The organism is Legionella antarctica (genome assembly GCF_011764505.1).
GTDB lineage: Bacteria > Pseudomonadota > Gammaproteobacteria > Legionellales > Legionellaceae > Legionella > Legionella antarctica.
This window is the reverse complement of record NZ_AP022839.1, coordinates 529,427-546,914: the sequence shown is the minus strand read 5'-3', so window position 1 is coordinate 546,914 and position 17,488 is coordinate 529,427. Positions and strand designations below refer to the sequence as shown.

Genomic DNA, 17,488 nt, shown 5'->3' with positions numbered 1-17,488 from the left:
GGACTCCAACCCAAGCAATCTGATCCCGGGATAGGTTTCACGACACCCGGTCTGCATTGAATGCATATGGCAAGTAGCAGAACCTATGAACGGTCAGGGAATGGTAGCTATCAAGAATTTGATTAAGATGTCGGACCTATACCTAAAGAATTTGAAACTACTCCCATGCCCGGTAAATACGGTTTTAAGACCTCAGGTATACGAATAGTACCGTCTTTGTCTTGATAATTTTCCATAATAGCCACCAAGGTTCTACCTACGGCCAATCCAGAGCCATTTAAAGTATGAACCAGCTCTATCTCATTCGTTTCCAGATTTCGGTAGCGAGCTTTCATGCGACGTGCCTGGAAGGCTTCCATATTAGAGCAAGATGAAATTTCTCTATAGGTATTCTGACTGGGTAGCCATACTTCCAGATCGTAGGTCTTGGCAGAGCTAGCCCCCATATCACCTGTACAAAGGGTAAGTACTCGATAAGGTAATTCCAGACGCTGTAAAATCGTTTCAGCATGAGCAGTTAATTGCTCTAAAGCGGCATATGAATCTTGTGGTTTGGTGATCCAGACTAACTCCACTTTTTCAAATTGATGCTGTCTGATCATTCCTTTGGTATCTTTGCCATAAGAACCGGCTTCGCTGCGGAAACAAGGTGAATGACACGTATAACGAACAGGAAGTGTTTCTGCTGCCAGAATAGTATCACGCACCGTATTAGTTACTGGAATTTCCGCCGTTGACGTTAAATAATAAGCATTATCGCCAGTCAATTTAAATAAATCATCTTCAAATTTGGGCAGTTGTCCAGTTCCATACAGACTGTCAGCATTGACTATGTAAGGTACGTATATTTCCTGATAACCATGCTCTTGCGTATGAATATCCAGCATAAATTGAATTAAGGCACGATGTAGCCTGGCTAATTGATTTTTCATCACTACAAAACGACTGCCGGTAATCTTTGCTGCCAGGGCAAAATCCATTTGTCCTGAAGATTCACCTAATTCATCATGAGATCTGGCCTGAAAATCAAAGACAGGGATCTCTCCCCAGCTTCTTATCTCCTTATTATCCTGTTCATCTTTACCCACAGGTACCGATTCATGTGGAATATTAGGCATAGTTAATGCTATAGCTTCAATTTGTTGGAGTACTAAATCTAATGCTGTTTTATTCTTCTCAAGCTCAATAGCAAGACGGTTTACCTCTTCGCGCATAGGCTCTATATTTTCACCCCGGGATTTTGCTTCGCCTATAGATTTTGAACGCATATTTCGTTCATTTTGAAGTGCCTGGGTGGCCACCTGTAAGGCTTTACGTCTTTCTTCTAAAGAAGTATAGGCAGTAACATCTAATTTAAAACCACGTTTTAGTAATTGAGATGCTACAAATTCTGTCTTGTCTCGTAGTAATTGACTATCTAACATTATGCTACCACTCAAATAATTAAAATTGATCCAAATAAGCTAAAACTAAATAGCGTGCCAATCCAGCTCCTATCAACACCATCGCTAATGAACCAACATTATTTACTAATATATTCACAAGCAACTTCAGCCATTGTCCTTGCTCAAACAGCACCAAGGTTTCAGCTGCAAAACTGGAAAAAGTAGTGAAAGCACCCAGAAAACCGGTAAAAAAGAATAAGCGCCAATAAATTTCTGCATTAAAACGTCCAACGAATAAAGTAAGAAAAAAACCCGCCAGCAAAGATCCTGCTGTATTGACTATTAAAGTACCATACGGGAATTGTAAACCCCATACCTTCTGTGCAAAAATCACTACGGAATATCGTGCCGTTGCCCCGATAGATCCACCAAGGGCTACCGCCAGATAGGTGGCAATCATTGCTTATCTCACTATGCCGCGGGTGGATTTGTTTAATGCATCAATCATAGGAATTACTTCAGGACATTCCTGCTGCATCAACTCCAGCTCAGTAACGGCTTGTTGTACTGTCAGTCCCTTACGGAAAATTATTTTATAGGCGCGTCGCAAGCAATCGATTGCTGAAGACGAAAATCCTCTTCTTCGTAAACCTACGGTATTAATACCACACGCGGAAGTTGTGTGCCCTGCGATCATTACATAAGGCAAAACGTCTTTAGTCACATAAGTAGCTCTTGCAATAAAAGCATAAACCCCCACATGACAAAATTGATGAATCGCGGCGTAAGGACCAATAATTGCATAATCATCAACAGTTACATGGCCTGACAAAGCTGCATAATTTACCATAATAATTTGGTCGCCAACCATGCAATCATGTCCTATGTGCGAGTAAGCCATTAAAAAATTACCATTACCAACCCGAGTGACTCCTCCGCCTTTCACGGTGCCACGACTTATCATGCAATACTCACGTATCACATTATTATCGCCAATTTCAAGTCGTGTTGGCTCTCCTTTATAGGTAATATCCTGAGGCTCATCGCCTACTGAAGCAAATTGAAAAATTTTATTGTTTTTACCAATGGTGGTAGGACCTTCGATTACTACATGGGGACCTATCCAGGTATTTTCACCAATCTCAACGTCCGCACCTATTACTGTTCCAGGGCCTACTGATACCCCTTTTGCCAATTTTGCAGATGGGTGAATCATCGCTCTTTCATCTATCACTTTTTAATTTCCTTTGCTGCGCTTAATAAGTCTGCGGAACACGCTAGTTTATCACCTACGTAAGCCTCGCCATGCATACGCCAAAAATCTCTTTTTCTTCCGGTCAACTTCACTTCCAGGCGTAATTGATCGCCCGGAGTAACGACATGTTTAAATCGCGCATTATCAATGCCAGCAAAAAAATGCAACACATCGTGTCCTTCTGTAGGTTCACGAGATAAACTGGATAGAATAGCACAGGCTTGGGCCAGAGCTTCAAGCATTAGTACTCCAGGCATTATTGGGTTACCTGGAAAATGACCTGTAAAAAAATTCTCATTGATGGTAACGTTTTTAATTGCTGTCAAATAATCCAATGTTTTATATTCCAGCACTCTATCAACCAGAATAAATGGATAACGGTGTGGCAACAATTTGAAAATCTGATTTATATCTATAAGTTCACTCATACACTGTTTCTCATTTAATCATCAATTTCTTTAAAGAAAGAGCATTATCTTGTTTTCATCAGCTCTAATCAATCGTAAATTTCAAAATTTATCACATCATCGTTATTTAGAATCGAGCTATGTCAACAATAATATAATACAAATAACGAAGTACACAATTTTTATGGAGCTAGGAAGTCTCTATTTTCCTCTCCAATACTCCAAGCCTTGTTATGAAATCATCTAAACGTCTGAAACGTGCCGCATTGCGACGCCAGCGTTGATGTTCATGGGCTAAAGTTCCTGAAGAATAAATCCCTGACTTTGCAATTGATTTACTAACGGTAGACATTCCGGTAATCACTACATCATCGGATAACTGAACATTTGCTGCTATACAACTTGCACCACCAATAATGCAATCAGAACCAATCTGAGCATGAGCACCAATAGCCACACAACCTGCTATTGCAGTATTCGATCCTATAACCACATCATGGGCAATTTGGACGAGATTATCGATACAAACTCCTTCAGCCATATAAGTGTCGCTGTATGCCCCCCTGTCAATGACCGTATTCGCACCAATATGAACGCCATGCGAAATAACCACCCCCCCTACAGCTGCTCCTTGTCGCCAAGTACCATGGCATTTTGAGTAATTAAAAGGTGAAGCACCAATGATACATCCATCATTGAATAATGCATCTTGTCCAACTCGACTACCTGAGTGAATGGTCACCCCATGACCGATTTGACTGTTTCTTCCAATACGAACATAAGATTCAACAACAGTATTAGAACCGATGCAAACGTCATCATCCAGTTCAACCTGCTCCTCTATCACAGTATTCGCACCTATGGAAACTCGCTGACCTAATTGTACGGAGTGATGAATTTGAGCACTATGATGTATTTCCGAACTATTTTTTTTAGCACAGGTTAAATACTTTGCTGCTTCATTCATTGCCATTAGCGGATTGGGTACGATTATGGAATTCACAGGGCACAAAAATTTATGTTCCAATTTTAATAAAACTACACCTGCTGCAGTAGTTTCTAACGTCTTTTGTAATATTAGATTATCGAAATAAGCAACATCTTTAGAGGTGGCACGGCTCAAGGAGGATAAACTGAAAATGGCGTGATTGGCACTGCCATGCCACACGCCCCCCAGATAATCTGCTAATTGCGTTAAAGTCAGCAACTCATCTTCGCCAGACTAGTTAATTGCTTTGATAACTTTATCAGTAACATCAAGAGCTTCAGAGCTAAATGGAGCAGCATCTTTCTGAACAATAATGTCGTATTTTTCATCTTTGGCAATTTTACCGATCGCACCGCGAACTTTGGAATACAAACCTTCCATTGCTTCATTATGAGCAGTACTTAATTCTTGCTGATACTGTTGTCCATCTCGTTCAAATTGTTGTTGTGAGGCAACTATTTTCTTTTCCAGCTCTTTCTTTTGAGTAGCACTCATAATAGTGCTGTCGCGCTTGAATTTCTCCATATCGCTTTTCAGGCTTGTTTCCACTGCAACCAATTTGTCACGACGAGGCTTAAATTCTTTTTCCAGCTTTTGTTGAATAGCCTTCATTTGGGTAGAAGTCTGCATGATTTTTTGTAAATCAACCACGCCTATTTTTGCCCAATCAGCAAATAAACTTGTGCCAAATAAACTAATAACCAATGCGACTAAGACCGCACTAATACGCTTCATAATTATCTCCTAATGTAAAGATCGTGATGCTAGCACAATTCGAAAAAGGTTGCGATATGTACAGCGTTAGTTTTCAACAATTCCCTAAAACTTACCAAAAACTGTAAATTATTTGTGAATAATGTTGCTTATATTGGTTCTGTTGACAAGCACCTTAAAAAAAATATATCTGCAAAAGCTGATTATAAAATAAGCAAATGAGCTTTTGCAGATTCTCTTGCCTCAGGATGAAGCAGTTGTTTTCAGAAACCTCTTTAGCGCTTCTAAAATCCTGAAGATAAGGCAAATTGGAAATATTGAGTTTTATCTAAAGGCTGTGGATTTAAGGCCTTGGCAATGCTAAATGCCAGTGGTCCAAAGGGAGAGCGCCACTCTAGCGATACACCCGCTGAATATCGTAATGGACCTTCGAAAACTCCAGTTAAAGCTGCAGGAGTCGCTCTGGAAAAGACGTTACCCGCATCCGCAAAAATTGTAGTCCTTATATTATCTCGGCTTAATGGAAAAGGTAGAATAAGACCCGCACTTCCATTAACCAGGAAGTTACCACCAATAGCATTCCCAAAATTATCTATTGGACCCAAAGAGAAGCTGTCATAGCCGCGAACCTGACCCGGTGTCGCCGTTCCACCCGCATAGTAGTTTTCAAAAAATGGAAGGCCGTTACTTTCGAATGTATTTCCATAACCTATGTTCCCTAAAATAGAAAATATCCATCCGCGACCCAAAGGATAATAAGCGTGTGCTTGATAAGAACCTTTATAATAAGTTAATGATTGTGATGCTGCAGGCAAGGCAACAACTGCAATCGCTTGCTGATTTATACCTCGGTTTGGGTAAGGTAGTTGATCATAGCTGTTTCTACTCCAACCAGAAGTCAAGCGAACCTCTTGAAAATGCGAACCAAATAAATTAACAAAATTTTGAATGGGGATTACAGGACCGACTGTTTTGATATTTACATCCTGATATCCATAACCTAATTGAAAACTACTTGCTTCTCCAAGAGGAAAATTATAACTGACATCAAAACCATAACGATCAGAACTAAATGTACTCACATTAAGGTTTTGAGGATCAATCTTAGAGTAATACAGACTTGCCCCGCGACCAATGCCGGTTTCTGTATAAAAGGGATTATAGTAATTCAAAGAATAATCCTGTCCCCACTTGGTGGCATTAAAAGAAGCCCCCATGGAGCGACCTGAACCCATGAAATTATGTTGAGTCACTGATGTGTTAAATTGGTAACCATTAGTACCATATCCTATCGAGGCGCTGGCCTCGGCAGAAGGTGCCTCTTCTACCTGTACATCCAGGTCAACCTGATTGTTCGTTCCGGCTACAGGACTTGTTTTAACATCAATATTTTTTATATAACCCAGTAAACGTAATTGTCGTTCTGATTCTTTAATATTATGTAATGATAATAATCCACCCTCATCCTGACGAATCATACTCCGTAAAACAAAGTCACCCGTTTTGGTATTACCATGAAAATTAATTCGACGAACATAAACATGACGACCCGGCTCTACCATGAACGTGATAAATACTGTTTTATTGTCCTCATCTATTCGAGGATCAGCACTTATTGCTGGGAAACCATAGCCTACGTCTCCCAAAGCCAGACCAATCGCTGAAATTGATTCAGTCACTTTTTTACGGGAAAATACATCCCCTTTTTTAACCTGAACTAAAGAGTCTATTTTTTCTTTGGACAATATCGTTTTACCCGCTGATGCATAGCCCGAAAAACGGTATTGAGGTCCTTCTTCAATATGGATATTGATATAAACGTCTTTTCTGTCCGGAGACAATAATACCTGTGATGAAACCACATTAAATTTTAAATAGCCTCTATCCAAATAGAAGGAACGCAAAGCTTCCAAAGAAGCATCCATCCCTGCTTTGGAATATTGATCTTTTTTAGTGAAATACGTAAAGACATTGCTCGTTGTTAATGCAAATTCAGGAAGTAGTTCGTTAGTTGAAAAATCGTGATTACCAATTATTTTTATCTCTCTAATTCGCGAGACTCTTCCTTCTGAAACAGTAACCGTTATACCTACTCTATTGTCAGTTAAAGAGTTCACTCTGGTTTCAATACGTGAATTGTATTTTCCTCTGGCGGTATAAGCTTGCTTTAGCTCTTTCTCCAGACGCTCTAAAGAAGACTTTTGAAATACTCGACCTTTAGCTAATCCCATTTCTTTGAGAAAAGCTTTCATTTTATCAGCGGGAATTTCTTTATTTCCCACTACGGTGATACTTCCGATAGTCGCCCTTTCTACCACATTAACAATTAATACGTTGCCTTGCCGTTCCAGCGTCACAGATTGAAAAAAGCCTGTATCGTATAAAGTTCTGATGATCTGTCCAGTTGAGCCTGGGCTAATTTCCTCACCAACCTGAACAGGGATGTAATTTAATACTGTTCCGGTGGATACTCTTTGCAAGCCGGTAACTTTGATACCACGAACAATAAATCCACCTTCAGCTATAGTCTGTGCAGACCATGCTAAAAGAGTAGAACAACAAACACCTAAAATTAATTTATTACCAACTTTTTTCATTATTATTTTACGTCCAGTACTACGTGCATTCCTGAATTGAAAATCGATTCAGTCACGCCAAAAATTGAAACCCTTTTATAGGAAGTAGAAACAGCTGTCAAGTTTCTCTATCCCTAATATGCTATTTTAATCACCTTATTACCCTTATTCCAAACCCAGTTGCGACCTTGACACGCGCTTCAATTGCAACAGGTCAATAAGCCAATAAATGTCCCATTATTACTCAATCAAAAACGAGTAACTTACAGCCAAAAGGGCAAAAAAAACTCAAGTCATTTCATTCTTTCCAGAGTCCTAACCCGTTAATCTCGAGATATCGTTAGTAAGTGCTACAAACATTAAGGCGACCAAGAGAAATATACCAATATAAATACCTATGGATTTTACTCCATCAGATAACGGTTTGCGTCTGATAATTTCGAACGCATAATACAACAGATGTCCTCCATCCAGCATAGGAATGGGCAATAAATTCAAAGCTCCCAGGCTGATACTTACTAAAGCCAGGAAAAACAGATATGATACTAATCCACCACGGCCTGAATCACCTGCTCCCTGAGCTATCCCTACTGGACCACTAATACTGTTTAAACCCAATTTCCCAGTTACCAGTCGACCCATTAGAGTAAATGTTGTTCCTGTAAGATGGATGGTTTGCTTAAAAGCGGTACCAATCGCTTCCATGGGGCCCTGGCGCTCTAAACGTAACCAGTGGGCTGGCCAATCTACTTTCTGTGAACGAACCCCAATAAACCCCTCATGCTTACCTTTATTTTGTTGACTGCCAGTAAGTAATTTAATGGTCTGGTCAGCTCCATTTCTTTTGATTAGAAGAGTTAACAGGGTATTAGGACGTTGTCGAACATAATCAACTAAAAACAGCCAATCATCAAAAGACTTACCATCAACGCTTAAAATTTTATCAGCAACCTGCAATCCGGCTTTTTCAGCTGGGGAGTCACGTACTACTTCACCAACCACCGGGGGGACACTTGGAATAAATGGTTCTATTCCCAAACTGTTAAGGGGATCAGGTCGTTTATCATCCAATTTCCAGTTAACTAAAGGAAGAGAGACTGTCGTTTGATGCCCATCGACTAAAGACTTAACCGTTAAACGAACTGTTTCCCGAGAACCAACTAAAGGCATCATTGCATACTGAAAGTCTCGCCAACTGTTTATCTTGACATCGTTAAGCGCAATAATTTCTTCTTTTGGTGTCAAACCAGCTTTTGCAGCAATGCTATTGGGCTTCACCGACTCAATCATCGGCGCTAAAGAGTGCATTCCAATAACTAGAACCAACCACAATGCGATAAAAGCAAAAATAAAATTAAACAAAGGACCTGCCAATACAATGGCGATGCGCACCCATACGGATTGATTATTAAATGCCAAATGCTTTTCTTTCTCATCGACTTCCCCTTCAGATTCATCAAGCATTTTAACATAGCCACCCAAGGGAATCAGCGACCAGGCATACTCAGTTCCTCTTTTATCGTGCCAGCGAGCAATTATCTTTCCAAAGCCAAAAGAAAAACGTAATACTTTGACACCACACCAACGTGCAACCTGAAAATGGCCATACTCATGCACAATAACCAGCAATAATAAAGCTAATAGAAAATACAAAAGGGTTATAAGCATCATACTATCCAAAGTTAATACACAAGAGACTAGACTCCTAACGGTATATAAGTTAATCCAAAATAGAATAAAGGCAGAGCAGCAATCAAACTGTCCAAACGATCAAGGATACCTCCATGGCCCGGGATAAGAGTCCCTGTATCTTTTAAGTGACAACGGCGTTTTAATATACTGATGAATAAATCACCAAAAATCGAAATGACCACGGTCACCATCGCTAAGCCAAGCCAACAAACAATACAGTTCGGTTTAAAATAAATAAGACCGATTACCGCAACAACCATCGCTAAAATAAAGCCCCCTAACACTCCTTCCCATGATTTGCCAGGACTAACTTGCGGAATTAATTTATGTGTTCCAAAACGCTTTCCAGTGAGATAGGCACCTATATCGGAAGCCCAAATTAAAAAAAGCAAGTAAACAAGCAAGGTTTTACCTTGAGGTAGATAATAGAGATGAATAAGAGTTTGAAGAAACAAAGGTAATAGCAGGAAACAAACCCCGGCCACTACAGCGGGATTGCCCCAATAACGCTGTGAATTGGGAAAGGTTAATATGGCAATACAATTGAAAACCCAAACCACTAATCCCAGAATCAACCAATAAGGAAACAGAGAACCGCAAACCCACAAACCCACTATGATAAGAACGAGATAACCGATTTGAACAGCCAGTGTATTTAACGGTATTAAACCCCAGCATTCTCTGCCAGCAGCCAAAAGAATAACGAGGGTAACTCCCCCTAAAAACCAGGCGGGAGCAAAAAAAAGAAGTAACAAGACCAAGGGTACGAGAACAAGTGAGGTGATTAAACGTTGCATAAACATAAGCGTACCCTTGCTATTTAGATAAAGAAATGTGGCCAAAACGTCTTTTCCGTTTACTAAAAGATGCTAATGCCAAACCAAGTTCATGTTCACTAAAGTCTGGCCAATGTACTTCTGTAAAATAAAGCTCCGTATAAGCTAGTTGCCAAAGAAAAAAATTACTAATTCGTAATTCGCCGCTGGTTCGTATAAAGAGATCAGGTTCTGGCAAAACCCTGGTATCCAGGAATTGAGCAAAAACTTCTTCGTTAATATCATCCATAGTAAGCTGACCGTTAACTACAGCTTGAGTCATTTTTTTTGCAGCAGTAACTATATCCCACTTCCCACCATAATTAACTACCACATTCAAAATTAATTGCTGATTGTTCTGAGTCAATTTCTCCGCTTCATGCATTTGTTTTTGCAGTAAGGCAGATAACAGACTTCTATCTCCTGTAAAATACATTCGGATACCGTGCTGATTTAACTCTGCCAACTCGTTCTTCAACGCCTCTAAAAATAGTTCCATTAGAAAGCTAACCTCATCAGCAGGTCTCGACCAATTTTCAGAACTAAAAGCAAACAAACTTAGGCAGGGGATTTTTTTTTCCAAACAACAACTAATCATTTTTTTAACTGACTCAACACCTGCTTTGTGCCCTTCAATGCGCGCCAAACCACGATTTTCAGCCCAACGTCCATTGCCATCCATAACTATGGCAATATGCTGAGGTAATTTATGATCCAAGACTACTCTTCCAACATTCAAAAATGGTCCATAGTCTACCCCTTTTAATACTAAAATTTAAGTGCTGCTAATAAATCGATTGACCTTGGTGTTTAAAAACTCCATTATTGGTAGCTAATCATTATCAAAATGATTGATCACTGCTCGTCAATAAATAGCGTCAGGGAGATAAACTAATGACCTTTAGTGTCCTACGCCGTATTTGGCCATTGCTGCTATTACCTTTGATAATATTTATTTTCTATTATTTCAGAGTAAATCAATATCTAAACTTCTCGAGTTTAAAATTACATCACAAACAATTAATCTCCTGGACGAATAACCACTATTTCTATGCAGTTCTGATATTTATGGTTGGCTACATCCTTTGTATTGCAGCCTCTATACCCGGCGCCCTCTTTCTCACCCTGACTGGCGGCCTTCTATTCGGGCCGATTTGGGGGACTGTATACGTAGTCATTAGTGCGACTATCGGTTCAACCCTTGTATTTCTTATGGTGAAATTCGCTTTTAGCGACTGGGTTGCGAAACGAGCAACTAAATGGATAAATAGAATGCGTCGTGGTTTTAAACATCATGCTTTTTCTTACCTGCTCATATTACGTTTAATTCCTCTCTTTCCCTTTTGGGTAGTAAACATAGTACCCGCCTTACTCGGTATTGAAACAAAAATTTTTATCCTTGCTACCTTCCTTGGTATCATCCCTGGTTCTTTGATTTACTCATCTGTTGGAGGGAGTTTAAATTACCTGTTCGAAAGGGGACAAACACCCGATTTAAAAATTATTTTTTCACCGGAACTATTTTTACCCTTGCTTGGATTGGCACTACTTTCCCTGTCACCAGTACTCTATAAAAAAATCAAGGGTTCAACATGAAACAATTAATTCGGTGTGATCTGGCAATTATTGGCGCCGGCTCAGGGGGCTTGAGCCTGGCGTCAGGTGCTTCACAATTAGGTCTTAATGTAGTCTTGGTTGAAAAAGGGTTAATGGGGGGTGACTGCTTGAATTACGGTTGTATTCCCTCAAAATCATTACTCGCAGCAGCCAAAGCAAATTGGCAAGTCCGCCATAGCAAGACTTTTGGCATATCGCCACCTGATACTTCCGTTGATTTCAAAATAGTGATGCAACATGTCAAAGGAGTCATCGCCACTATTGCCATTCATGACTCTGTTAAACGATTTGAAAATCTTGGCGTCCAGGTAATTCAAGAAACAGGTCAATTTATCGATCAGACTACCTTGAGGGCAGGAACAAAAGAAATTAAAGCAAAACACTTTGTCATTGCTACTGGCTCGTCTGCAAATATTCCATCTATTCCCGGGTTAAAAGAAATTAGCTTTTACACCAATGAAACCATTTTTAGTATCAATGCTCTGCCGTCTCATCTACTCATTTTAGGTGGTGGACCTATAGGTTGCGAGTTGGCACAGGCATTTGCTATGCTGGGTTCTAAAGTCACTTTAGTTGAAGAGCTCAGTATTTTAGGGAATGATGATCCTGAGGCTGTGGAAATTGTCCGAGAGGCGTTAATTCAAACTGGCGTTCATCTTAATGAGTTGGTCACTGTAAATCAGATTAGCTCTGATGGCGAGGGTCACATTATGATCCATGCTAACCGGGAAGGAACACAACTGAATTTCAAAGGAACTCACTTGCTTGTTGTAACCGGCAGAAAACCGAATACAGAATTGCTTCATTGCGAACGGGCAGGGATAGAGCTCAATAAAAAAGGAGTCATCGTTGATCGGCGATTACGTACTACAAATAAACAAATCTATGCCATTGGGGATGTTGCCGGAGCGTTTCAATTTACTCATGTAGCTAATAGTCATGCGGGTGTTGTATTGCGCAATATAGCATTTAAGCTCCCCGCAAAGATGGACGAAACAGCAATCCCCTGGGTAACATACACGGAGCCAGAACTGGCACATGTAGGTAAAAGTCTGTCATTGTGCACTGCAACCGGTATCAGTCATATCGTATTAAAGTCAGATTACTCGAGTAATGACAGAGCACAAACTGATCAAAACACCACAGGCTTTATTAAAGTCATTGCCACTCCCAAAGGTAGAATACTTGGGGTCACCATAGTTGGTCATGGGGCAGGAGAGTTATTGTTTCCATGGGTAATAGCCATTCGAGAAGGGAAAACGTTAAGAACGTTTACTGACACCACTGCTGCTTACCCAACGTTAAGTGAACTAAGTAAACGAGTAGCCAGTCAGTTTTATACACCCAAGCTGTTTTCCAGCAAGGTAAAAAAACTGGTTCAATTTTTATCTTATTTCTAATGAGGCACACGATGAGAACATATTTATCCTTGGCTGCAACTTTCAACTCCATTTTGTTACTTTGCTGGGGATTATGCTCTTCCCCAATAACTCATGCCTACTCTTCATCAGGCTTTGCATTATCAGAACATTGGGCTATAGGACAACAAATAGCACTTAAATTTGATGTAACCCAACCATCTCAAGTGGCAATTCCCTTACATTTAAAAAATGGTTTAATCCTGACCTTTGGCGACATTATCAGCTTAGGGGATCTTTATGGAGTTTTGGGAAAACCCATCAGTTATGGTCTTGATAAAAATGAAAAAAAATTACGATTTAAAGAGGCCTTTAAAACATTTGCAAAAAGCTTTGCTGCCGTCGGTGAAGTTACGGAACTCACTTTGGTAATCCAGAACGAAATACGTGAAATTGAAGCAAGTATCGAAAAAGGTGAAACTGCTGAAGAAATATATAAGCGATTAGGAAACGAAATCGGTCGACAAGTGAACTGTATTACTGGCGGAGGATGCACAACCTATGGATGGTGGCTCTATCCAGGTCGATATTTACTCTTGGCAATGGAAAATTACGATCACTTTTCGCCCAATGATATTAATGCCTATAAAGCTGGACATCAAGTTGCCCTGCAACAGGCTTTAAAAGCTCAAAAAACAGGGGACCGTTCTGACTTGGAGATTGCTTATGCAATGGAAGCTTTTGCTGCTCATTATTTATCAGATCATTTTGCAGCAGGACATTTAAGAACCCCTAGAGGAGAATTAAAAAATAAGGTGAGTCCTGCAGTACTCGGATCTTTGTTAGCCAGCTACATGCATAACGAAGAAAATAAATACGGTTTACACGTACACAATGCCTTGGGCGACCACTGGATAGTCTATGGTGATTTTTCCTATTTCAACCCAATGAATCAATTAAACCAACAAATGCTATTAAAAACTTTGCAACAATCAGCTGATGAAGTATTTGATGCTTATAATTCTGGAGCAATACCAGAGCAGAGCAGAGTGTTAGAAATGCTCCCTCAAGTCGATCTGTTGACTGATGAAAATAATTTAGACATTACGCCGATGTTTTTCTGGGACGATGTGAATAAACAACTCTATAGAAGAACAGATCTGTCCAATCCTTATGATAAAAAAGTTACGAGCAGCTGGTGGGGTTGGAGTACTTTGGTTTTATTAAAAAACCACTATGGAATTACCTCAACCATACAACTCAGTTTAACTAAATACCTGTCACAATTTAAACCTGAAGAGTTTGATAACAGCCCGATAGTTTAGTCTTTGCTTCGTTATCTTATGCCCCAGCTCCGCTATTAGGAGCTATCTCACTACCCTTGGGAGAAAACATTTTATTAATGAATGGCCAGCAATTCAAAACATTTATTAACCACGACTTAGTCAGAAAAATAACCAACCTTTAAATAAACTAATTATCAAAGAATATACTTTTAAAAAGGATAGTCTTTGGACATGTTAAACGGAGTGATTATGAATACATCAAAATTGAGTTATCCAAAATACCGCCTTTTTTTTCTTGCACTAATTTTCTCTAGCAGCTCGGTATGTTTTGCCGAACGTGCTGGTGGATATCATCAAGATGCAGGTAACCATCTGAGTAGCGGATACAATCATAATGGTGGATACCGTCCAAATTACGGCTATCATCAAAGCACTGATGAGCTTAATTATTATACCGCTCCAAATATTGGCAACTACGTACCAGGAAGCGGTTGGGGATCACCAACCGTTGTAGTAGAGCCAGCAAATGATAATGATAATTGCCAAATCCAACAATGTAACCCCAATGGCAATTGCATTACCACTCAAACTTGTGATTGAGTGGGCGGGAACTATATACCTCTTTGATCAGCATAGGTATAATCTTGAAAAGCCAATCTATTGATACATTTAGGATTATCTTCCATGACAAAAAATGCCCCCCTGGTGCTCATGATTCTTGATGGCTGGGGCTTTAATGAAACTAACACGCACAATGCCATTGCTCAGGCTCATACCCCGCAATGGGATGAATGGTGGGAGAATGTCCCTCATATTCTTTTGCAAGCTTCAGGATTGCCCGTTGGCTTACCGGATACACAAATGGGTAATTCAGAAGTAGGGCATATGCACATCGGTGCAGGAAGAGTCATCCAACAAGACTTTACCCGAATTAATCAAGCTATAGTCAAAAACGAATTTTCTAATAATCCTGTATTCCATGGCATGTTGGATAATTTAAAAAAAACAGGTAAATCGCTACATATTATGGGTTTATTATCCCCGGGTGGCGTTCATAGTCATGAACAACATTTATTTGCCTTCCTGGCTCTTTGCGATAACAAACAATTTAACTCAGTTTGTTTGCACTTATTTCTCGATGGTAGAGACACCCCTCCACAAAGCGCTCTTGAAAGCATTGAGCGTTTAAATAAAGTACTCCAAACCCATCCAGTAGGTAAAATATGCTCAATTAGTGGCCGTTATTATGCAATGGATAGGGATAGACGATGGGAACGAGTGGAACCTGTTTATACCTTATTAACCCAAGGCCAAAGTAAAGATCATGCAACTGATGCACAAACCGCAATAAGACTCTGTTATCAGCAAAACCTGTCGGATGAATTTATTCCCCCAACACGAATAGGAGATACGAAACCAATTGAACATGGGGATGCTGTTTTATTCTTTAATTTTCGTGCTGACCGAGCACGACAATTAACCTCAGCATTTCTTGATCCCTCATTTAATGGATTTAAACGGACAGTTTGCCCTCAATTGTCTTGCTTTGTTACTATGACTCAATACGATAAAAATTTGCCTGCCATCAATGCATTTCCTCCTCTTCTTCTCAATAATACCTTGGGAGAAATATTATCAGCGCATGGTCTAAGACAGCTTCGTATTGCAGAAACAGAAAAGTATGCTCACGTTACTTTTTTCTTTAACGGTGGAAACGAACTTGTTTTTCCTAATGAGCAAAGGATCATGATCCAGTCACCCAAAGTTGCAACCTATGACTTACAACCAGAGATGAGCGCCCCTGAATTAACAACTGCCTTAATAGAAGCCATAAACAGCCAGTCTTACGATGTCATAATCTGTAATTATGCTAATGCCGATATGGTCGGCCACAGTGGTAATTTTGCAGCCACAGTAAAGGCCATTGAATGTTTAGACCAATGCATGAGCCAAGTTTGGCAAACGCTCACTATGCAGGGGGGTATGTTATTAATTACAGCCGATCACGGCAATGCCGAAGAAATGTTCGACAACATTACTCATCAAGCTCATACAGCACATACGAGCGAACCAGTCCCCTTTGTCTTCGTGGGCGGTGATTGGCATTTTACTCAATTAGCAGGAAGTTTAATCGATATAGCACCAACCTTGCTTGCCCTCATAGGAATTTCCCCACCAAAAGATATGACTGGCCATGTTCTATTGGAAAAAAACCATGTCCTTGCGTAGTAAAAATTATCTCATTTCAAACAGGCATGTCATTTACCTCTATGGAATAATACTAAGTATGATGTTTTATTTTTGTCTTGAGGCAAAAGCAACATCCCCCATGATTCAGACTCAGAGCAAACTTAAACAGTTAGATACTAAAATTCATAATCTTCGACAAACTTTGAACTCTGCTCATGATAAACGTGGCGTATTAAACAAAGAATTATCCGAAACAGAGAAGCAAATTGGAGAATGTGTACAGAAACTTCGCTTAATCCAGCATGATATGAGTTCTAAAGAGCGTAAAATTACCGAATTGCAAGCTTCAGTTATTACTTTGAATCAGCAGTTAGTGACACAGCAACAGTTATTGGCTAGCCATGTACGAGCACGTTACCAAATGGGTGAGTATCAACCGCTTAAATGGCTATTGAATCAGGATAATCCCTACAAAGTCAGCCGGATTTTGACCTATTATCAATATCTGATTAAATCCCGTCAGCAATTAATCGATCAAATTGATGAAACACGTAAAAAAATCAATGAAAATAAAGATAAGCTCCATAACGAATTAGCTAAAAATCAACACTTACAAGAACAACTGACACAGCATCAACAACAACTGCAGCAAAGTAAAAGCTATCATACTACTTTAATTGATTCCCTAAATCATGAGATTCAAACAAATCAACTCACCTTAAGAGACTTTCAAAAAGATAAAGACAATTTATCGCGCTTATTAAAGTCATTAACACAACAAAGTGTTGTCCAAAGCAGCAAACCCTTTGCCCAAATGCGCAAAAAATTGCCGTTACCAATACAAACTGAACACAGATCCCTGCAGAAGATGAATCAAGGGGTGACATTTTTTGCCGATGAAGGAACGGTAGTTACTGCCGTCTATCCTGGTAAAGTGGTGTTTAGTGACTGGTTAAAAGGTTATGGTTTACTGCTTATCATTGACCATGGGCAGGGATTTATGACGTTATACGCTCACAATCAATCACTCTTTAAACGTAAAGGACAAATGGTTCACCAAAGAGAGCAAATCGCCAGTGTAGGTCATAGCGGTGGAATTAAACAAAACGGTCTATACTTTGAAATAAGACTTAGAGGAAAAGCGGTATCCCCGCTAGGCTGGTTGTCTTAGGTTTTGCCTCTGGCACTCAAATTGCATTTCAATA

At 39.8% G+C, this 17,488-nt stretch carries 16 protein-coding genes; 6 read left to right on the top strand and 10 right to left on the bottom strand.

Annotated features, from left to right (window positions below; translation table 11 throughout):
• Nucleotides 1–122 precede the first annotated feature (122 nt).
• From serS to uppS, 10 genes are all read right to left on the bottom strand, one after another.
• Nucleotides 123–1,424 (bottom strand): serine--tRNA ligase, encoded by a 1,302-nt coding sequence (gene serS, locus HRS36_RS02795; RefSeq protein WP_173236154.1) that lies wholly within the window; start codon nt 1,422–1,424, stop codon nt 123–125.
• Between the two features lie 19 nt (nt 1,425–1,443).
• Nucleotides 1,444–1,845 (bottom strand): fluoride efflux transporter CrcB, encoded by a 402-nt coding sequence (gene crcB, locus HRS36_RS02790; RefSeq protein ID WP_173236153.1) that lies wholly within the window; start codon nt 1,843–1,845, stop codon nt 1,444–1,446.
• 3 nt (nt 1,846–1,848) lie between these two features.
• A complete protein-coding gene (gene lpxA, locus HRS36_RS02785) occupies nt 1,849–2,619 on the bottom strand; it encodes an acyl-ACP--UDP-N-acetylglucosamine O-acyltransferase (protein WP_173236152.1) in 771 nt (256 codons plus the stop codon).
• Nucleotides 2,616–3,068, bottom strand: coding sequence for a 3-hydroxyacyl-ACP dehydratase FabZ (gene fabZ / locus HRS36_RS02780; protein ID WP_173236151.1), 453 nt, complete (start codon nt 3,066–3,068; stop codon nt 2,616–2,618). Before fabZ ends, lpxA begins: the two co-directional genes overlap by 4 nt.
• Nucleotides 3,069–3,237: 169 nt before the next feature.
• Nucleotides 3,238–4,254, bottom strand: coding sequence for a UDP-3-O-(3-hydroxymyristoyl)glucosamine N-acyltransferase (gene lpxD / locus HRS36_RS02775; protein ID WP_173236150.1), 1,017 nt, complete (start codon nt 4,252–4,254; stop codon nt 3,238–3,240).
• Nucleotides 4,255–4,269: 15 nt separating this feature from the next.
• Nucleotides 4,270–4,770, bottom strand: a complete 501-nt coding sequence (locus HRS36_RS02770; RefSeq protein ID WP_173236149.1) for an OmpH/Skp family outer membrane protein — start codon at nt 4,768–4,770, stop codon at nt 4,270–4,272.
• A gap of 263 nt (nt 4,771–5,033) precedes the next feature.
• On the bottom strand, nt 5,034–7,346 hold the full coding sequence (bamA, locus tag HRS36_RS02765) for an outer membrane protein assembly factor BamA (protein ID WP_173236148.1): 2,313 nt from the start codon (nt 7,344–7,346) through the stop codon (nt 5,034–5,036).
• Between the two features lie 294 nt (nt 7,347–7,640).
• Nucleotides 7,641–8,993, bottom strand: coding sequence for an RIP metalloprotease RseP (gene rseP / locus HRS36_RS02760; protein WP_173238425.1), 1,353 nt, complete (start codon nt 8,991–8,993; stop codon nt 7,641–7,643).
• Between the two features lie 29 nt (nt 8,994–9,022).
• Complete coding sequence (locus HRS36_RS02755) at nt 9,023–9,820, bottom strand: phosphatidate cytidylyltransferase (RefSeq protein ID WP_173236147.1); 798 nt, start codon at nt 9,818–9,820, stop codon at nt 9,023–9,025.
• A gap of 13 nt (nt 9,821–9,833) precedes the next feature.
• The gene (uppS, locus tag HRS36_RS02750; protein WP_173238426.1) at nt 9,834–10,550 is read right to left on the bottom strand and encodes a polyprenyl diphosphate synthase; all 717 of its coding nucleotides are present in this window, start codon (nt 10,548–10,550) and stop codon (nt 9,834–9,836) included.
• A 350-nt stretch (nt 10,551–10,900) separates the two neighbouring features.
• Between uppS and HRS36_RS18580 the strand changes: the two genes are divergently transcribed.
• The 6 genes from HRS36_RS18580 to HRS36_RS02725 all read left to right on the top strand — a co-directional run bounded on the left by HRS36_RS18580 (nt 10,901) and on the right by HRS36_RS02725 (nt 17,454).
• A complete protein-coding gene (locus tag HRS36_RS18580; protein WP_226905551.1) occupies nt 10,901–11,428 on the top strand; it encodes a TVP38/TMEM64 family protein in 528 nt (175 codons plus the stop codon).
• On the top strand, nt 11,425–12,849 hold the full coding sequence (locus HRS36_RS02745; RefSeq protein ID WP_226905550.1) for a dihydrolipoyl dehydrogenase family protein: 1,425 nt from the start codon (nt 11,425–11,427) through the stop codon (nt 12,847–12,849). The genes HRS36_RS18580 and HRS36_RS02745 overlap by 4 nt, the downstream gene beginning before the upstream one ends.
• A gap of 11 nt (nt 12,850–12,860) precedes the next feature.
• A complete protein-coding gene (locus HRS36_RS02740; protein WP_173236146.1) occupies nt 12,861–14,132 on the top strand; it encodes a phospholipase in 1,272 nt (423 codons plus the stop codon).
• Between the two features lie 210 nt (nt 14,133–14,342).
• A complete protein-coding gene (locus HRS36_RS02735) occupies nt 14,343–14,693 on the top strand; it encodes a hypothetical protein (protein ID WP_173236145.1) in 351 nt (116 codons plus the stop codon).
• 84 nt (nt 14,694–14,777) lie between these two features.
• Nucleotides 14,778–16,322, top strand: a complete 1,545-nt coding sequence (gene gpmI / locus HRS36_RS02730) for a 2,3-bisphosphoglycerate-independent phosphoglycerate mutase (RefSeq protein ID WP_173236144.1) — start codon at nt 14,778–14,780, stop codon at nt 16,320–16,322.
• 58 nt (nt 16,323–16,380) lie between these two features.
• Nucleotides 16,381–17,454, top strand: a complete 1,074-nt coding sequence (locus tag HRS36_RS02725) for a murein hydrolase activator EnvC family protein (RefSeq protein WP_420814322.1) — start codon at nt 16,381–16,383, stop codon at nt 17,452–17,454.
• The last annotated feature ends 34 nt before the right edge of the window (nt 17,455–17,488 follow it).